Raw genomic sequence first — 17,519 nt, 5'->3', positions numbered from 1 at the left:
ATGTTATGGCGTGGGTGCGGATGAACCGCTGGGGCAGGAGATAGAGTGCGACAACATCTAAGTGTGCTGATTTTCGGCGGGGAACGCACCGATGTATCACGAGACTCGAAGCCACGCCAACCCTCGAATCGAAGTTGAAGGCGTTCTCCGCTATTCTCCCAGATTTGGAGTCTGAATTGTAGTTGAAATTTAGTTGATTAGTGGCTAGATTAAAGTGTGTTGTGATAATACGTAACAGATGCATGGTGGCAGAAGATAACGTAACTCACACAGAAAACGGTCGAGAAGGGCAATCAGCGGCGGACGAGGGGAGAAACGAGAGAGCGGAAGCAGCGGACGAAGGGAGGGCCAGACGAGCGGACCTGACGCGCCGGGCGTTCGTCGGCGGCCTGTCCGTCGTCGGTTTGGGGGCGGGACTGCCCGCACTCTCGGACCGTGCGGCGGCGGCGGGTGAACCGGTGCACTTCCAGTACTTCCACGAGACGTGGCCGACCATCACGGACAACCTCTCGACGGTCGCCGACAGGGGGTACGACGCGGTGTGGATACAGGCACCCCAGAAGAGCGACCTGACGTGGAGCGACCAGAGCGGACGCAACGACCCGCCGCTCGGCTATCAACCGGTGGACTACACCGTGTTCGACAGCGAGTTCGGGACGGAGGCGGAACTCCAAGCCCTCATCGACGAGGCGCACACGCAAGGGCTGGAGGTGTTCGTCGATTGCGTGATGAACCACATGGCGACGGGATACGACTACGACTTCCCGCGCTTTTCGTACAACGACTTCCACCACGACGTCGGGTCCATCGACGACTGGAGCGACGACCATCAGGTCGAACACGGCGAACTCCTCGGACTCCCCGACCTCGCGCAGTACGAATCGTCCACCTCGGAGTACGTCCGCGGCGAGTTGATGAACTACATGGAGAAGATAGCGTCCATGGGTGCGGACGGCTACCGCTACGATGCGGTCAAACACGTCGAGGAGAAATACTGGAGCGATTACGCGAACCCGAAAGCGGACGACCTCGGCATGAGTAGAATCGGCGAGGTGTACAGCGGCAGCATCGACTACGTGCAAGGCTACGTCGATACCGGAATGGACGCCTTCGACTACCCGCTGTACTACACCCTCAGCGACGTGTTCTCCGGCGGCGACATGAGCCAACTGCAAGGCGCGGGTCTCATCGGGCAGGACCCGTTCCACGCCCATCCGTTCGTCCAGAACCACGACGCGGATGCGCCATCGCAGTACCACCTCGCACACGCGTTCGTCCTCACCAGCGAGGGCGTCCCGATGATTTACAATCTCTATCCGAACGCCATCCTCGACGACAGCGACGTCAACAACATGGTCTGGGTGAAAAAGAACCTCGCCGGGGGGGAGACGTACTGGCGACACGCGGACAGCGACCTCGGGGTCTACGAGCGATACAACAACCTCCTCGTCGGTATCAACAACGGTGGAAGCAGTCGCACCCAGTCGGTGTACACCTCGTGGACGAACACGACCCTCCACGACTACAGCGGCACTGCCGGAGACGTGACCACGGACGGGAGCGGGTGGGTCGATATCACGGTCCCGTCGGAAGGCTGGGTGTTCTACGCGCCCAATTGAAAATCCGGACGGGAATTGCTCCGACGAACAGAATTTTTTCGCGGGACCGCGACCGGATAGACATGGAGAAAGTGAACCTCGATACCGCGTTCGACACCTTCGACGAACACTGGTCCCCCCGGGTCGCCGCGGAACTGAACGGGCAAGCCGTCAAACTCGCCAAACTGGAGGGCGAGTTCGTCTGGCACCGCCACGACGACGCTGACGAGATGTTCCTCGTGACGAGGGGTCAACTCCGCATCGAGTTTCGGGAGGAAGAGGACGTGGTGCTGGAGGAAGGCGAACTGCTCGTCGTTCCGCGCGGCGTCGAACACCGGCCGGTCGCCGAGGAGGAGGCCGAAGTGCTCCTGTTCGAACCGGCGGGAACGACGAACACCGGCAACGTCGAGAGCGAGTTGACGAAGACGGACCTCGAAGAGGTGTAGGCGGACCGACCGCGGGTAGACCGTCTACTCACCCAGACGCGTCCACGTCGTCGAATCGCGTTCCCAAAACTCGCTGTCCTTTTTGAGTTTCGGCACCCACGTGTCCTCGGTTTTCGAGAGCAGTGCGACCCGCGAGGCGGGAACCTGCTTCAGCACGTCGTGGTCGGGCATGTGCTCGCCCACCTGCTCGGTGAACTCGACGACCTCCTCGTGGTCGAGCATGGACGAACGGTCGAGGCGGCCGCGCGAGTGGCCGACGTGCATGTACGCCTTCAGTTCGACGAAATCCGGGTCGGCGCGCTCGTAGAAGGCGGCGTACCAGTCGGGGTTGGCGACGTTCTCCCCGCCGACGAGCGTGGTTCGGATGACGGTTCGCGTGTCGTCCTTCTCGGCCAGCACGTCCATCGTGTCGATGAGTTTCTCCCACGCGTCGTCGTCCACGGCCCGGACCACGTGGTCGAAGGTGGCGCGGTCCGCGGCGTCAACGCTGACGTACAACTGCGTCGGGTCGCATTTTTCGAGCATCTCCGGGTTCGTCCCGTTGCTCACGAGGAACGTGGTGATGTCCCGGTCGTGGAACGCCTCGATGAGTTCCGGAAGGTAGGGATACAGCGTCGGTTCGCCATCGAGCGAAATGGCGACGTGGCGCGGTTCCATCGACTCTTCGAAAATTTCTCGGGGCACCTCGTCGTTACCGCCGAATCCAGACAGGAGTTTACGCTGGAGGCGGATGCTCGCGTCCACGACCGCTTCGGGGTCGTCCCACTCCACGTCACCGAGTTCGTAGGAGTGCCCGCGGTGGTCGCGCCAGCAGAAGACACAGCGTTCGTTACACTTCACGACCGGCGTCATCTGGATACAGCGGTGGGATTCGATGCCGTAGAAGATGTTCTTGTAGCATTTTCCTTCCCCGCGAAGCGCGTTCGCCGTCCAGCCGCAGGTCTGGGCGGCGGTGTGGTTCTCGCTGTGGTAGTTCGGGGAGGAGACCTGTTTCGGTCCGTCATCGGAATCCGACGCGTCCCGATTGCTCGCCGAAGTCTCCTCGACGGTATCCGATTCGCTCATTGGCGGATGAATGTCGTCCATAGGTAAAACGTTCTTTCCTCTCGGTCGGTTTGCGAGCCGACGGCATACTCATTCGAATTTCGATTCGATACGGTTCGCTCTTTGGCGGGGCGTTACCGCTCGACTCGACACAATCCCTTTAGGCGTCGCCGACGGCCCTTTTGCTATGAAACTCGACCCGGACCAACTCGAAGCGCGACTGATGACGCACGGCGTCTACGTTACCGAACTCGACGTGGACGAGGGGAGAATCGACATCGAGTACGAATCCATCGCCGCCGGGAAAACGAACGCGGTTCCGCACCGGGAGGTCGGCCGCGTTATCAACGTCGTCCGGGACCTCGCCGAGACGCCGCGGGACGTTCACGGGTCCGTGACCGACCTCGACGACGAAGCGGTCGGTCGGTGGCGTGCCGAAGCCGAGTGGCTTCGAGCGTTGGAGGACGAGGAGCTATCGGAGGTCGATTTCTCCCAGCGAGTCATCGAGACGATAGACGAGTCGTAGCGAAGGCCCGATTCGTCACGGCGAGCGCACCTTGGACCGAAACGCCTCCGGGGCCGCCTCGGGGTGGATGGCCGACGAGAGGTCCGCTTCGTACACCATCGGCCACGGGAAACCGCGGGTAACTCGCAACGTGTCGCCGTCGATTCGAACGTCGCGGATGCGCCGCCACGGAACGAGGGACCCGCCGCTTTCTTTGTTCGGTCGGACGAGCAACCCGTCGTCCAGTGCGACGAGTCCGACCTCCTGTTTGCCGGTCAACAGCGTCCCGATGGTTGTCCCGATGAGCGTCCCAATGAGTGTCGTGGAGAGGAATTGGACTGTGACGAACTCGCCGAGTATCAGTTTGACCACGGCGATTCCGATTGCGCTGGAAACCAGGGTGAGCGGCAGTTCGTAGCGCCGCGATTTGGTACCGATGACGTTCGCCCGGACCGACCGGGTTTGGTACAGTATCTCCGCGTGGCGACCCGAACCGAGGGAGGTTGCGACGAGCGCGACGACTGTAAACACGGATAAGCGGAGGATGATTCCGGCCGTGGGGTCGTAGTCCGTGAACACCTCGGCGAGGAAGATGCCCGCGAAGGGGAGGACGCCCGCGACGGCGAGCGACCGATGGAGGCGAGAACAGACCGCGCGGTCGAGTTCGTCGCGGAACTGCTCGGCGGCGGCCCATCCGAGGAGGGTGACGAGGAGACCGATTTCGATTTCGTTTGCCGGTGCATCGGGCCACAGCCACGGGAGGGCGGCCGCGACGGCGGTCCCGACGAAGAGGCCGAGCGCGACGCTAAACGGGCGAAACCGGGGAGGGCGGAGCTGCATGCGAAACACGTAGCTTCCGAATCATATTAGTCGTTCTCCATTTTCGGAGAAAGATGAACGCTGGCGGCGAGGGGAACATCGGAAATTTCCCGGCGTAACCGGCAATGTTGTCCTCGCCGACATGCTCCGCTGGGCGGCCCGCAACCGCTAGCGCCGAACCACGAATTCCGGCGAGCAACGTTGATAGCCGAGCGAGGCGTTACTAGGGATGCGATTGGGGGAGTTCGCGTGGGGGCACTTGGATACGACAGATTGGGAGGAGTGGCGGGTATCGCGCTTCGGAGGGTACGCTCCGAGCTACGGCTGGCGTTCGTCGTCTTCGTGGGGGGATTTCTGGCGACGTTCTACGCGCTTCGCTACTGGATATGGCCCGCGTTGGCGCGGCGGCTGCTGGAGTCGAAGGCTATCGTCGTCGCGGTGACGCCGTTCGATGTCGTCCTGCTACAGGCGAAGATAGGACTCATCGCTGGCCTGCTGATGGCCGCGGTCTTTCTCCTCTATCGAACACGGCGGACGGAGCGAGGTGGGGACCTCTCGATGCCGGGAACGAGACGGACGCGACTGCTGGTCACGGGCCTGGTGGTCGTCCTGTTCGGCGGCGGCGTGGCCTACGCGTACCTCGTCTTCCTCCCGTTGCTGTTCGATTTCCTCGTCGACAACGCGATTCGGTCCGGATTTCAGCCGACCTACTCCATCGTGGAGTGGACGCAGTTCGTGCTCCTGCTGACCATCGTGTTGGGGTTCACCGCCGAACTGCCGTTGCTCATGGGCGGATTGGTGTACGCCGACATCGTTCCCTACGACCTGTTCCGTGACCGATGGCGCTACGCCGTCTTCGGCATCGTCGTTATCAGTTCGATGGTGAACGGTTCGCCGGACCCGTTTTCCATGTCGCTCGTGGCGATACCGATGACGACGCTCTATTTCGTGGGACTCGGCTGTGCGCGACTCGTGGACCGCGGGAGCGGCGGGAGTCGAACCGGCATCGGGGTAGACCGTCCGGGTGAAATCGACCTTTCGTCCCTCGACGCGTCCGGGATTCGCTCCGCGCCGCCCGAAACGTTCGATTCGCTCGCGGAACACGAGGCGCTCGAACTGGCGGATACGGCGCTCGATTCGGGCGACCACGAGCGAGCGACGGCCATCCTCGACCGCTTCGACGCCGCGAACGACAACGGGGACGACGAAGCGGAGGAACGAACCTCCGAAAGCGAAGCCGACGACGGGAACGGCCTGACGACTGCGGTGGAGGGAACCGCGGCCCGGATGGCGTCGGTGTTCACGGAAGAGGAGAAAACCGAGGACGACATCGGCGGCTACTACTACGACCTGCGGTTCGTCCTCGGAAGCCTTCGGAGCAAATCGTTCCGCCTCGCGGGGGTGTTCATGTCCGTCGTCGCGCTGACGTTCACGTTCCTCTACGGGGGCGGCATCGGCGCGATAAAGCGAGATTTCCTGACGAAGCTTCCCGAAGGCGTGAATCCCGAGGCGTTGAACATCGTCCTCCTGCATCCGGTCGAAGCCCTCGCGTTCGAGATGAAGGTGAGCCTCATCGCGGGTGCGGTGGCGGTGATGCCGCTGGTGCTGTACTACGCGTGGCCCGCCGTCGAAACTCGACTGGACGCGCATGCCGACCGAAACGTGTTCCTCGTTTGGGGCGGCGCGCTGGCGGTGGGGCTGTTCGGCGGGAGTTTCGTCGGCTACCGCTACGTCGCGCCGGAAGTGATGTCCTATCTCGTGGCCGACGCCCGCGCCGCGGACATGATAATCGCCTACCGCACGGGGGCGTTCTTCTGGTTGGTGTTCGCGCTGACCGTCGGGGTCGGACTGCTGGCCGAAATCCCGGTGACGATGCTGTTGTTCCATCACGGCGACGTCGTTTCCTACCGGACGATGCGGCGGCGCTGGCGTGAGGTTTCCATCGGCGTGCTGGTCGTCGCGGCGGTGCTCCCCGGTGGGCTGTTGTTGATGCTGTTCGTCGGAACCGCGGTGATGGTCGCCTACTGGTTCGGGTTGGCCGTGCTCTGGGTCGATTCGCTCGGCGAGCGGTTGCGTCGCGTGGCGACGTAGGGCGTCCGGACCGCGACCGGAATCGTTCAGAAACCCCTTTACCGACCGCCCCGGAACGAACGGGTATGTTCCTGACGTTCAGGGAAGAAGTCGAGGACGCCCTTCTCGCGGCGCTTTCCGCCCTCGACCTTCCGACCGACGACCTCGGAATCGAGACGCCCCCGGAGGGCGTGGACGCCGTACTCGCTTCCAGCGCGGCGTTCCGACTCGCCGGGGAAGTCGGCGCACCGCCACCGAAAATCGCGGCCGACATCGCGGACGAAATCGACGCCGACGGCTACGACCACCTCGCGGCCGCGGTGGGACAGGGGCCGTACGTCAACTTCCTCCCCAGCGACACCTACTACGACGAGACTGTCGAGACGGCACAGGACGAGGAGTACGGCCGCCTCGAACCCACCGGCGAGAACGTCGTGGTCGAGCACACGAGCGCGAATCCGACCGGCCCGGTGCACGTCGGGCGTGCACGAAACCCGATTACGGGGGACGCCATCGCGCGCATTCTGGACTTCGCTGGCAACGACGTGGACCGTCACTACTACGTCAACGACGCGGGTCGCCAAATCGCGGTGTTCACCTGGGCCTACGAGACGTTCGACGAGGAGGACCTACCGGAACCAGAGCGCGAACGCGCCGACTACGACCTCGTGCGCTACTACCGCAAGGGGAACGCCTACCTCGAAGAGGCCGACCCGGAGGACGCGGACGAGGCCGAGACGAAAATCGCGGCAATCCTGCAAGGCCTCGAAGAGAACGACGAGGAGACCTACGAGCGCGTCAGCGAAGTCGTCGATACCGTCCTCTCCGGCATGCGCGTCACGCTGGACCGCCTTCCGGCCGAGTTCGACGAATTCGTCAAAGAGACGCAGTTCATGTTCGACGGCAGCACCGACGACGTGGTGTCGCGCCTCAAGGAGGACGAACACGCCGTCTACGAGGAGGACGCGTGGCAACTCGACCTCTCGGAGTTCGGCTTCGAAAAGAACCTCGTCTTCCTCCGTTCGGACGGGACGAGCCTCTATACGACCCGCGACTTGGCCCACCACGAGTGGAAACTCGACAACTACGACCGCGCCGTGACGGTCATCGGCGAGGACCACAAGCTACAGGCCGACCAACTCGCTCAAGCCCTCGAAATCCTCGGGAACGACACGGACAAACTGACCTCGTTCCACTACTCGTGGGTCAACCTCCCCGAAGGTGGCATGAGCACGCGTGAAGGGACGGGCATCGACATGGACGACCTGCTCGACGAAGCCGAAAAGCGCGCCCGCGAGGAAGTCGAGAGTCGCATGGACGACCGCATCCGCGACGACGACCTCACCGAGGCGGACGTAGACCGCATCGCCCGACAGGTCGGCATCGGCGCGGTCCGCTACGACATCATCTCGAAACAGCCGACGAAGACCATCACGTTCGAGTGGGAACGCGCGCTGGATTTCGAGGCCCAGAGCGCTCCCTACGTCCAGTACGTCCACGCGCGCTGTTGTGGAATTCTCGCGGAAGGGGATGGGGAGATTCCGACCGATATCGACCCGTCCCTCCTCGATTCCGAATCCGAGCGCGACCTCATCGAGGTCATCGCTCGCTTCCCGAACGTCATCGAGGAGGCCGCGGACGACCTCGAACCGCACGCGGTCGCCACCTACACCCGCGAGTTCGCGGAGACGTTCAACACGTTCTACCGCGAGTGTCCCGTCCTGACCGCCGAGGACGAGGAGGTCCGCGACGCCCGGCTCGCGTTGGTCGCCGCCGCGAAGCACACCATCGCGAACGCGTTGGGCGTCATCGGCATCGAAGCGCCGGAGTCGATGTAGGCGGCCCCCGCCGCTCCGGAGAGGCTTCCGCCGACGTACAGTATCCCGGCGTACGCCAACCCGAGCGCGACGAGCAGGAACAGGACGATCCACCAGAACGGAACCGAATTACCATCCGCCATTTCGTACTAGGGACCACCGCTGGCTACTTGGTTATTGGCCGCGTTATGAAGGAATTCGAGACGATAGGGACAGCACGCGCGGGACAAGGGGGAAATCGGGATTCGAAAGGTGACTACCGGAACAGGGAACCGATTCGACCGAACAGGCCGTTCGTTTCCTTATCGGCGTCCTCGTCCTCGTTACCCTCGTCCTCGTCGACGTCGTCGTTCAAGTCCGGGCGAACAGGCCCGTCCTGAAACGGGACGGCCTCCACCTCGTCATCGTCGTTCGGTTCGGCTTCGACGATTTCGTCCGGTAGGTCGGGCGATGATTGCGCGGCGTCCTCGCTCGTCGTTTCGGCTCGCGTCTCATCGTGGTCGGAAAGGACGGTATCGAACTCGTTCGAACCGTCACGGTCCGTTGCGGTGGAATCCGCCGTGGTGGAATCTTCCGTAGTAGTGTCCGCGGCACCGGGGTCCGCCGGGGTCGCGTCGTCCGCTGCGGGACCGTTTTCCCCGTTCGCGGGTTCGAGCGGGTCGTCATCCGGGGTCGTCTCCGCCTCGGGTTCGAGCGGTGCCGGTTCCGAGGACGGTTCGGAGTCGTCCGCGTCGTCGCCGGTTTTGATGACCCGTCGGTCGATGAGGTCGTGAACAGGGTCGGTTTCGGGAGCGGACGTTTCGGAACTCGATTCCGTGGGTTCGGGTCCGGAATCGGACGGTGTAGATTCGGGTTCGGGTTCGAGGGTTGAATCGGACGCCGTGGATTCGGAGGCGGACTCGGACGCCGCGGGTTCCGGTCGGGAATCGGAACGGGAGTCGGAGTCGGCGGCGGGTCCGGAATCCGAGGATGACGATTCGCGTTCGTCGGTCGAAACGTCCATCCCCAACTCGGCAGCCTTCAGGTCGGGTTCGACCGGTGGCTCGAAGTCGGTGTCGGGGTCGTCGTTCGAGACGGGAGCGACGGGGGAGGAGGATGTAGCGTGCGAAGCAGGCGTCGCGTCCGAGTCGGATTCGGCAGTAGGGTCGGATTCCGCGCTCGGCGGGTCCGGTTTGGCCGGGTCCGATTTCGACGAGTCCGCGTTCCACGGGGTCGCTTCGTCGGCCTCCTCCGACGACGTTTCCGGGCCGGGATTCGACGCCGCGGCCGACGGCTCTTCATCGAGGGCGGTTCCGAGTTCGAATTCGGCGTCGGCGAGCGATGGGACGGCGGCCTCGGCGGTGCTGGGTTCGCCGGACAGTTCCGGGGTTTCGGTCTCTCCGGTGAGGATATTCGCGAGTTCGCGGTAGGCCGTCGCGGCGGGACTGTTCGGCGAGAAGGCGGCCAGCGGCCGACCGGCGTCGATTCCCATCGGAACGGTTTCGTCGTCCGGGACGACGGTGAGGACCTCGGCGTCGAGCGTTCCCTCCACGTTGTCCGCGTTCAGGATGTCGTTTCCGCGCTGGGTGAGCACGGCACCGCCGACCGTTCCCTCGACGCGGTCGGTTAGTTCCGCGGTTTTGGCGGTGTCGCGCACCGCGGCCACGTCGGGCGTGGTGACGAGCAGCACCTCGTCCGCGAGCGAGAGCGGGAGGATGGTGTCGTAGCTGATACCCGCGCCGGTGTCGAGCAAGACGTACTCGTAGTCTTCCGTGAGGTCGGCGACGACCCGCTGCAACTGTGCCGTCTGTGATTGTGCGAACGTGTAGATGTCGGTGCTGCTCGGAAGGACGTCGATGTCACCCGGCGCGTGGTACACCGCGTCCTCGACGTCCGCGTCGCCGGAGAGAACTTCGTGGAGCGTCGCACCGTCCACCTCGAAGTCGAGGTAGCCGCCGACGTTCGCCATCCCGAGGTCCGTGTCCACAACGATTACCTCGTGGTCCGCCGCCGCAAGCATCGCCCCGAGGTTGATTGCGGTCGTCGTCTTCCCCACACCTCCCTTCCCGCTTGCAACCGCGAATACTGTCCCAGTCATGGTTGTTGTGTCAAACCGAACAACAGCACGTATATAAAGTTAGTCCGTCCAGCAGGGAAATCGCGGGTCACAACTGATAGTACGAATCGGTCCTAAGGGCGCATCATGAACGAACCGGGTATCGACGTGCTGATGGACCAAACCACCATCAGGCGTCGCGTTGACTCCGGTGTAGTGCCGGACTGGGGCGTCGAACACTACGAGAGCTTTCGGAACGGCCTGCTCGGAGAGCGAAACGACACCGCGTTCCCGTGTTACTTCGGCATCGAAACAGAACAGCGAGGTGACTCGTTGTACACCTTCTGTCCGTCGATGACGGACAAGGACGCGCTGCTCTCGCTCGGTGAAACCCTCCTGGAGTACCACGAAGTCTACGAGGACCACAGCGAACGCGCGCCGCTGACCGTGTTCTTCAAGCCGTCGGCGGAGACGGTCACGGAAGTCGAGTATCACGAGGCGATGTGGCACATCCTGCAGTTCCTCCACGTCCACGACCCGGAACCGTGGCCGGAGGACATCCCGACCGACCCGGACGACAACGAGTGGGAGTTCTGTTTCAACGGCGAGCCGATGTTTCCGACCTGTCGCGCGCCGTTTTACGAGGACAGGAAGAGCCGCTACTGCCCCGTCGGCCTCGAAATCACGTTCCAACCGCGTGCCCTGTTCGAGGGCGTGACGGCGGACACGGAGCGCGGACAGCGGGCCCGCGAAATCATTCAGGGGCGACTGGAGGAGTACGACGGCGTGTGCCCGCACGCACAGCTCGGCGACTGGGGCGTCGAAGGGGACCGCGAGTGGCCCCAGTACCTGTTTTCCGAGGACGAGGAGCAGGCACCGAACGAGTGCCCGATTCGAACCACCCGCGAACACCCGAAGAGCACGATTCTCATCGACGCATGACGTCCGACTTCGACCTCCCGACCGACGCCGTACTGCTGGCAATCGACTTCCAGCAAGGTTTTTCCGACCCCGCGTGGGGCGAGCGCAACAACCCCGACGCCGAGGAACGGGCGGAAGAACTCCTCCGCGCGTGGCGCGAGGCGGACCGCCCCGTCGTTCACGTTCGACATAATTCGACGGAGGAGAACTCGCCACTCCGCGGCGATTCGGACGGCTTCGCGTTCATCCCGGAGCTGGAACCGACCGACGACGAAACAGTCTTCGAAAAGCGCGTCAACAGCGGCTTCATCGGGACGGAACTGGAGACGTGGCTCCGCGACGGCGGGTACGAAACGGTCGTCGTCGTCGGATTGACCACGGACCACTGCGTTTCGACCACGACGCGGATGGCCGAGAACCTCGGCTTCCGTCCCGTCCTCGTCTCGGACGCGACGGCGACGTTCGATCGAGTGGCACCCGACGGAACGGCAATATCGGCCGAGACGAACCACCGCGTCGCGCTCGCGCAACTCGACGGCGAGTTCGCGGCGGTCGTCGGGACCGACGACCTGCTTTCGGCGATGGCGTGAGGCTTCGGAACGGCGAAATATCGCGCTAACGCGGCGCAAGCGAGGTCAAAGGTTACTTACCAGTTGGAGCGGCTAGAAGGGAGTAATGAGCCAGCAGGACGGAGAACAGTCCGACAGGAAAAAGTACGAGTTCCAGAAGGTCATCGAGGACTTAAAGCAGTACGAAGGCTCGGGGACCCAACTCGTCACCATCTACATCCCGGAGGACAAGCAGATAAGCGACGTGGTTGCGCACGTCACCCAAGAGCACAGCGAAGCGAGCAACATCAAGTCGAAGCAGACGCGAACCAACGTCCAAGACGCGCTCACGTCCATCAAGGACCGACTGCGCTACTACGACACCTTCCCGCCGGAGCGGGGAATCGTCATCTTCAGCGGAGCCATCGACACCGGCGGCGGCCAGACCGACATGGTGACGAAGGTGCTCGAAAGTCCGCCGGACCCGGTGGAGTCGTTCCGCTACCACTGTGACTCCCAGTTCCTCACGGAACCGCTGGAGGAGATGCTCGGCGACAAGGGGCTGTACGGTCTCATCGTCCTCGACCGACGCGAGGCGACCGTCGGGTGGTTGAAGGGCAAGCGAATCGAGCCGGTCAAATCCGCCTCGTCGCTCGTCCCCGGCAAACAGCGCAAAGGTGGTCAGTCCGCCCAGCGTTTCCACCGACTGCGCCTCGAAGCCATCGACAACTTCTATCAGGAGGTCGCGGGGATGGCCGACGACCTGTTCGTCCCTAAACGTCACGAGATAGACGGCGTCCTCGTCGGCGGTCCGTCGCCGACGAAGGACGAGTTCCTCGACGGAGACTACCTCCACCACGAACTCGACGGGAAGGTACTCGGGAAGTTCGACATCGCTTACACCGACGAGTCCGGCCTGTACGACCTCGTGAACGCGGCGGAGGACACGCTCGCCGACGCGGAGGTCATGAAGGACAAGCGGGAGATGAACGAGTTCTTCCGCGAACTCCACGAGGGCGACCTCGCGACCTACGGGTTCGAACCCACGCGCCGGAACCTCGTCATGGGGTCCGTGGACCGCCTGCTCCTCTCCGAGGACCTCCGCAAGGACGTCGCCGTCTTCGAGTGCGGCGACAAGGAGGAGTACGAGTTCATCGACCGCCGAAAGGGCGACCCGGAACACACCTGCGAGAACGGTTCCGAGGCCGAGATGACCGAGCGCGAAGACGCCATCGAGTTCCTCATGAACATCGCCGAACAGCGTGGCACCGAGACCAAGTTCATCAGCACCGACTTCGAGAAGGGTGAACAACTGATGAACGCGTTCGGCGGCGTCGCTGGCATCCTCCGCTACTCGACCGGCGTGTAAACCGTCGGGACCGTTTCTGCTGTCTTTTCGTTACTCTTCGCTACTCTTCATGCCGTTTCGGCATCGTCACGTAGTGGGACGTGGCGGCGGTATCGGGTCTGTCGTCGATATCCGGTGTGTCGTCCGACATCGGTACGGAATTTTCCGAAAACGGATTAACCGACGGTCGTGCGGCGTTCCCGCTTCCGTGCCCGAAGTTCGAGATACGAGACGGTTGACGCGATAGTGAGGACGAGAACGCCGGTAACGGCGTGAAAAACGGCACCGCTGGACAGTAGACCGACCGCGGACTGGACACCGATTGCTATCACGAGCAACTTCACCGGAAGCGGGAGGAGTACCACCATCACGACGAACGTGGCAACGCGACGGAGGGAGAGACGCCAGCGGAACGTGACGAAGTACGCGGCGGTTCCGGCGGCGAGGACACACAGTGCGAGAACGCCGTTTTTCGTGACGGGTGGAAGAGCGATTCCGTAGAACGCGACACAGAACGCGATGGAGAGCAGGAAGGTCGAAACCAACCAGTGCGGTTGTCGCTTCATGCAATCTCCGGAAGTCGTCCGTATCGGCGTCGGTAAACGAGGAGATACGTGATGAAAAGTAGAATCACGAAGTAGACGGGTGTGTAGAGGATTTGTGTGAACACGTCGGGCGGGCCGAGTACAAACCCGAGAACCATCGCGCCGACATAGCTAATGGTGACAATTCCGGCGAGACCCTGCCACCGCGTCGGCGGATATCGTCGCTTGTTCGCCCGTCGAACGACGAGGAGGTAGTAGAGGGCGGCAGGCCAGAATAACGGTCCAAGAATCGCCCAGTAGAGAGGAGACGAACTGCCGCGGGCGGTCGCATCACTTCGCATCCAGTACGAAAACGACACGATTCCGAAGAGGATTACCAGCAGAATGGGGATGGAGGTGAGATAGGTAACAATGGGAAGAGACATAACTATGGATTCACATTGAAATACAAATATTTTCTGCCGTTGTTCACGATGACTAGCAAGTCAAGGACGACGCTCGTGGAGCAATCCCCGCCGGACGGGACGTACAGGTCGGACTGCACAACCGAACCCACTTTATTGCCGGAAGGACTCACATCGCACATGAGCAGGTTCGCCGAAGTAGACGACCAGTACGAACCGCACTCGGTGGAAGACCGGGTGTTCGAGTACTGGGACGACGTGAACGCCTACGAGAAGACGAAGCAGGCGCGAGAGGGCGCAGAGCGGTTCTTCTTCGTGGACGGGCCGCCGTACACCTCCGGGGCGGCGCACATGGGCACGACGTGGAACAAGTCGCTGAAGGACACCTACATCCGCTACAAACGGATGCGGGGCTACGACGTGACCGACCGACCGGGATACGACATGCACGGCCTGCCCATCGAGACCAAGGTCGAGGAGCGACTGGGCTTCGAGAACAAGAAGGACATCGAGGAGTTCGGAATGGAGAACTTCATCGAGGAGTGCAAGGAGTTCGCCAACGACCAACTCGATGCGATGGACGAGGACTTCAAGTCCTTCGGCGTCTGGATGAACTGGGACAACCCGTACAAGACGCTCAGCCCCGAGTACATGGAGGCGGCGTGGTGGGGCTTCCAGCGCGCTCACGAACGCGGACTCGTGGAACAGGGCATGCGCTCCATCAGCCAGTGTCCACGCTGTGAGACGGCCATCGCCAACAACGAAGTCGAGTACGAGGACGTGGACGACCCGTCCATCTACGTGAAATTCCCCTTGCGCGACCGAGAGGGAAGCTTAGTTGCATGGACGACGACGCCGTGGACCGTCCCGGCGAACACGTTCGTCGCCGTCGATGCCGACGGGGAGTACGCCGAAGTTCGAGCGACCAAAGACGGCGAGACCGAGACGCTCTACGTCGGCGCGCCGAAAGTCGAGGAAGTCCTGAAGGAAGGTCGCTACGACGACTACGAGGTCGTCGCGGGACTGACCGGCGAGGAGATGCTCGGGTGGGAGTACGACCACCCGCTCGACGACGAGGTGCCGAACCATCCGAGCGGCGACGGGACGCTGCAGGTCTACGAGGCCGATTACGTGGACGTCGAGGGAGACGGTACCGGACTCGTCCACTCCGCGCCCGGACACGGTGAGGAGGACTTCAACCGGGGTCGAGAACTCGGTCTCGACATCTTCTGCCCCGTCGGCGGCGACGGCACGTACGGCCCGGAAGCGGGCAAATACGAGGGGCAGTTCGTCAAGGACGCGGACGATGATATCATGGCCGACCTCGAAGCGAGCGGCCACCTGCTCGCGTCCGGCACCGTCCACCACAGCTACGGCCACTGTTGGCGGTGTGACACCGGCATCCTGCAAATCGTCACCGACCAGTGGTTCATCACGGTCACGGACATCAAGGAGGAACTGCTCGACAACATCGACGACAGCGAGTGGCATCCGCAGGAGGCCCGCGACGAGCGCTTCCGCAACTTCGTGGAGAACTCGCCGGACTGGAACGTCTCGCGTCAGCGCTACTGGGGAGTTCCGATACCCATCTGGACACCCGAAAATTGGGATGGGAGCATGGACGACGTGGTCGTCGTCGGCACGCGCGAGGAACTCGCCGAGGCGGTCGATCAGGACGTTGACCCCGAAGACGTGGACCTGCACCGTCCGACGGTGGACGACCTGACCATCACGAAGGACGGGACGACGTACACCCGCGTTCCGGACGTGTTCGACGTGTGGCTCGACTCCTCCGTGGCGTCGTGGGGCACGCTCGACTACCCGAGCAACCCGGACGACTTCGAGGAACTGTGGCCCGCCGACCTCATCATGGAGGCCCACGACCAGACGCGCGGGTGGTTCTGGTCGCAACTCGGCATGGGAACCGCCGCACTGGACGAAGTGCCGTACGACGAGGTGCTGATGCACGGGTGGGCGCTCGCCGAGGACGGCCGCAAGATGTCGAAATCCATCGGGAACATCGTCTCGCCCGAAGAGGCCATCGAGCGCCACGGCGCGGACCCGATGCGCCTGTTCCTGCTCTCGCAAAACCCGCAGGGCGAAGACATGCGCTTCTCGTGGGACGAGATGCAGAACATGCAACGGAGCCTGAACATCCTCTGGAACGTGTTCCGGTTCCCGCTGCCGTACATGCGCCTCGATGGATTCGACCCGGATGAGGTGGACGTGCAGGATGCCGAGACAGAACTCGTGGACGAGTGGTTGCTGTCGCGGTTGCAGACCGTGACGACCGAGATGACCGAGGACTGGGACGACTTCCGGCAGGACAAGGCGCTCCGCACGCTGCTCGACTTCGTGGTCGAGGACGTCTCCCGGTTCTACATCCAGGTCGTCCGCGAGCGCATGTGGGACGAGGCCGACAGCGCGAGCAAACAGGCCGCCTACGCGACGTTTTACCACGTCCTGAAGGAACTGGTCGCCCTGCTCGCGCCGTTTGCGCCGTTCGTGAGCGAGGATATCTACCAGAACCTCACGGGCGACGAGGGCGAGGAGAGTGTCCACATGCTCGACTGGCCCGAAGCCGACGAGTTCTGGCAGGACGAGCAGTTGGAAGAAGACGTTGCCGTTCTCCGCGCCGTCGAGGAAGCGGGTGCGAACGCCCGCCAGCAGGCCGAGCGAAAGCTCCGCTGGCCCGTCTCACGAATCGTCGTGGACGCGCGCGACGATTCGGTCGTCCACGCCGTCGAGAACCACGGCGACCTGCTGGCCGACCGCCTGAACGCCCGGGAGGTCGAGTTGGTCTCGCCCGACGAGGGATGGGGCGAACTCGCCTACAGCGCCGAGGCGGACATGAGCGTCCTCGGACCCGCATTCGGCGGCGACGCGGGGCGGGTCATGAACGCGCTCAACGAGGCGCGCGTCACGGAACAGAACCTGTCCGCGCTCGAAGACGCGGTTTCGGATGCGCTCGGCGAGGACGTGGAACTCGACGACGAGATGGTCGAGTTCGTCACGAAGACGCCCGACGACGTGTCCGGCGCGACGTTCGACGTCGAAGGGACGGACCTCGGCGTCGTCTACGTCGATACCGCCCTCACCGAGGACATCGAGAGCGAGGGCTACGCCCGCGAAGTCATCCGCCGCGTACAGGAGATGCGAAAGGAAGAGGACCTCGACATCGAGGAGACCATCGACCTCGAACTCGACGTGCGTGACGAACGCGTCGCCGAGTTGGTCGAGCGCCACATGGACCTCGTGAAAGAGGAGGTCCGCGCGGAGAGCGTCGGCGAGGTCGAGGACGGCTACCGCAAGACGTGGGACGTGGAAGGCGTGGAGATGGAAATCGCCATCTCTCCGTTGGCGGAAGCGGAAGCGTAGAACACCGAACCGCGAACGGTGCGAGGCGCGAACCGCCTCGG

General features: G+C 63.1%; 14 protein-coding genes. 9 read left to right on the top strand and 5 right to left on the bottom strand.

Annotated features, from left to right (window positions below):
- The first annotated feature begins 242 nt into the window (after positions 1-242).
- Together OPC11_RS14770 and OPC11_RS14765 are read left to right on the top strand one after the other, a co-directional pair.
- Entirely contained in the window at positions 243-1,619 is a 1,377-nt protein-coding gene (locus OPC11_RS14770; RefSeq protein ID WP_264782406.1) for an alpha-amylase domain-containing protein, read from the top strand.
- Positions 1,620-1,681: 62 nt separating this feature from the next.
- The gene (locus OPC11_RS14765) at positions 1,682-2,044 is read left to right on the top strand and encodes a cupin domain-containing protein (RefSeq protein ID WP_264782405.1); all 363 of its coding nucleotides are present in this window, start codon (positions 1,682-1,684) and stop codon (positions 2,042-2,044) included.
- A 24-nt stretch (positions 2,045-2,068) separates the two neighbouring features.
- Here the strand turns inward: OPC11_RS14765 and twy1 are convergent, their stop codons facing one another.
- Positions 2,069-3,109, bottom strand: a complete 1,041-nt coding sequence (gene twy1, locus OPC11_RS14760) for a 4-demethylwyosine synthase TYW1 (RefSeq protein WP_264782404.1) — start codon at positions 3,107-3,109, stop codon at positions 2,069-2,071.
- A 166-nt stretch (positions 3,110-3,275) separates the two neighbouring features.
- Between twy1 and OPC11_RS14755 the strand changes: the two genes are divergently transcribed.
- Positions 3,276-3,614, top strand: coding sequence for a hypothetical protein (locus OPC11_RS14755; RefSeq protein ID WP_007976072.1), 339 nt, complete (start codon positions 3,276-3,278; stop codon positions 3,612-3,614).
- 15 nt (positions 3,615-3,629) lie between these two features.
- On the opposite strand, the gene OPC11_RS14750 is transcribed toward OPC11_RS14755, so the two are convergent.
- Positions 3,630-4,433 carry a hypothetical protein gene (locus OPC11_RS14750; protein ID WP_264782403.1) on the bottom strand — a complete coding sequence of 268 codons (804 nt, stop codon included), beginning with the start codon at positions 4,431-4,433 and terminating at the stop codon, positions 3,630-3,632.
- 228 nt (positions 4,434-4,661) lie between these two features.
- On the opposite strand from OPC11_RS14750, the gene OPC11_RS14745 reads away from it, so the two are divergent.
- Together OPC11_RS14745 and argS are read left to right on the top strand one after the other, a co-directional pair.
- On the top strand, positions 4,662-6,503 hold the full coding sequence (locus tag OPC11_RS14745) for a twin-arginine translocase subunit TatC (protein ID WP_264782402.1): 1,842 nt from the start codon (positions 4,662-4,664) through the stop codon (positions 6,501-6,503).
- A 65-nt stretch (positions 6,504-6,568) separates the two neighbouring features.
- Positions 6,569-8,320, top strand: coding sequence for an arginine--tRNA ligase (argS, locus tag OPC11_RS14740; protein WP_264782401.1), 1,752 nt, complete (start codon positions 6,569-6,571; stop codon positions 8,318-8,320).
- Between the two features lie 235 nt (positions 8,321-8,555).
- On the opposite strand, the gene minD is transcribed toward argS, so the two are convergent.
- A complete protein-coding gene (gene minD / locus OPC11_RS14735) occupies positions 8,556-10,376 on the bottom strand; it encodes a cell division ATPase MinD (RefSeq protein WP_264782400.1) in 1,821 nt (606 codons plus the stop codon).
- 105 nt (positions 10,377-10,481) lie between these two features.
- On the opposite strand from minD, the gene OPC11_RS14730 reads away from it, so the two are divergent.
- The 3 genes from OPC11_RS14730 to prf1 all read left to right on the top strand — a co-directional run bounded on the left by OPC11_RS14730 (position 10,482) and on the right by prf1 (position 13,172).
- Complete coding sequence (locus tag OPC11_RS14730) at positions 10,482-11,276, top strand: YqcI/YcgG family protein (RefSeq protein ID WP_264782399.1); 795 nt, start codon at positions 10,482-10,484, stop codon at positions 11,274-11,276.
- Positions 11,273-11,845 carry a cysteine hydrolase family protein gene (locus OPC11_RS14725; protein WP_264782398.1) on the top strand — a complete coding sequence of 191 codons (573 nt, stop codon included), beginning with the start codon at positions 11,273-11,275 and terminating at the stop codon, positions 11,843-11,845. The genes OPC11_RS14730 and OPC11_RS14725 overlap by 4 nt, the downstream gene beginning before the upstream one ends.
- 85 nt (positions 11,846-11,930) lie before the next feature.
- A complete protein-coding gene (gene prf1 / locus OPC11_RS14720) occupies positions 11,931-13,172 on the top strand; it encodes a peptide chain release factor aRF-1 (RefSeq protein WP_264782397.1) in 1,242 nt (413 codons plus the stop codon).
- A gap of 155 nt (positions 13,173-13,327) precedes the next feature.
- On the opposite strand, the gene OPC11_RS14715 is transcribed toward prf1, so the two are convergent.
- Both OPC11_RS14715 and OPC11_RS14710 read right to left on the bottom strand, forming a co-directional pair.
- On the bottom strand, positions 13,328-13,717 hold the full coding sequence (locus OPC11_RS14715; protein ID WP_264782396.1) for a hypothetical protein: 390 nt from the start codon (positions 13,715-13,717) through the stop codon (positions 13,328-13,330).
- On the bottom strand, positions 13,714-14,121 hold the full coding sequence (locus OPC11_RS14710) for a hypothetical protein (RefSeq protein ID WP_264782395.1): 408 nt from the start codon (positions 14,119-14,121) through the stop codon (positions 13,714-13,716). The genes OPC11_RS14715 and OPC11_RS14710 overlap by 4 nt, the downstream gene beginning before the upstream one ends.
- Before the next feature lie 159 nt (positions 14,122-14,280).
- Between OPC11_RS14710 and ileS the strand changes: the two genes are divergently transcribed.
- Positions 14,281-17,478 (top strand): isoleucine--tRNA ligase, encoded by a 3,198-nt coding sequence (ileS, locus tag OPC11_RS14705; RefSeq protein WP_264782394.1) that lies wholly within the window; start codon positions 14,281-14,283, stop codon positions 17,476-17,478.
- Positions 17,479-17,519 lie beyond the last annotated feature (41 nt).

The organism is Haladaptatus sp. T7 (assembly GCF_026008575.1).
Taxonomy (GTDB): domain Archaea; phylum Halobacteriota; class Halobacteria; order Halobacteriales; family Haladaptataceae; genus Haladaptatus; species Haladaptatus paucihalophilus.
Note: the sequence above shows the minus strand (reverse complement) of the source record. Positions and strands in the feature narration are given on the sequence as shown.

Coding starts and splice junctions, on each gene's coding strand:
- OPC11_RS14770 (WP_264782406.1), top strand. CDS start 243: ATGGTGGCAGAAGATAACGTAACTCACACAGAAAACGGTCGAGAAGGG.
- OPC11_RS14765 (WP_264782405.1), top strand. CDS start 1,682: ATGGAGAAAGTGAACCTCGATACCGCGTTCGACACCTTCGACGAACAC.
- twy1 (WP_264782404.1), bottom strand. CDS start 3,109: ATGAGCGAATCGGATACCGTCGAGGAGACTTCGGCGAGCAATCGGGAC.
- OPC11_RS14755 (WP_007976072.1), top strand. CDS start 3,276: ATGAAACTCGACCCGGACCAACTCGAAGCGCGACTGATGACGCACGGC.
- OPC11_RS14750 (WP_264782403.1), bottom strand. CDS start 4,433: ATGCAGCTCCGCCCTCCCCGGTTTCGCCCGTTTAGCGTCGCGCTCGGC.
- argS (WP_264782401.1), top strand. CDS start 6,569: ATGTTCCTGACGTTCAGGGAAGAAGTCGAGGACGCCCTTCTCGCGGCG.
- minD (WP_264782400.1), bottom strand. CDS start 10,376: ATGACTGGGACAGTATTCGCGGTTGCAAGCGGGAAGGGAGGTGTGGGG.
- OPC11_RS14730 (WP_264782399.1), top strand. CDS start 10,482: ATGAACGAACCGGGTATCGACGTGCTGATGGACCAAACCACCATCAGG.
- OPC11_RS14725 (WP_264782398.1), top strand. CDS start 11,273: ATGACGTCCGACTTCGACCTCCCGACCGACGCCGTACTGCTGGCAATC.
- prf1 (WP_264782397.1), top strand. CDS start 11,931: ATGAGCCAGCAGGACGGAGAACAGTCCGACAGGAAAAAGTACGAGTTC.
- OPC11_RS14715 (WP_264782396.1), bottom strand. CDS start 13,717: ATGAAGCGACAACCGCACTGGTTGGTTTCGACCTTCCTGCTCTCCATC.
- OPC11_RS14710 (WP_264782395.1), bottom strand. CDS start 14,121: ATGTCTCTTCCCATTGTTACCTATCTCACCTCCATCCCCATTCTGCTG.
- ileS (WP_264782394.1), top strand. CDS start 14,281: ATGAGCAGGTTCGCCGAAGTAGACGACCAGTACGAACCGCACTCGGTG.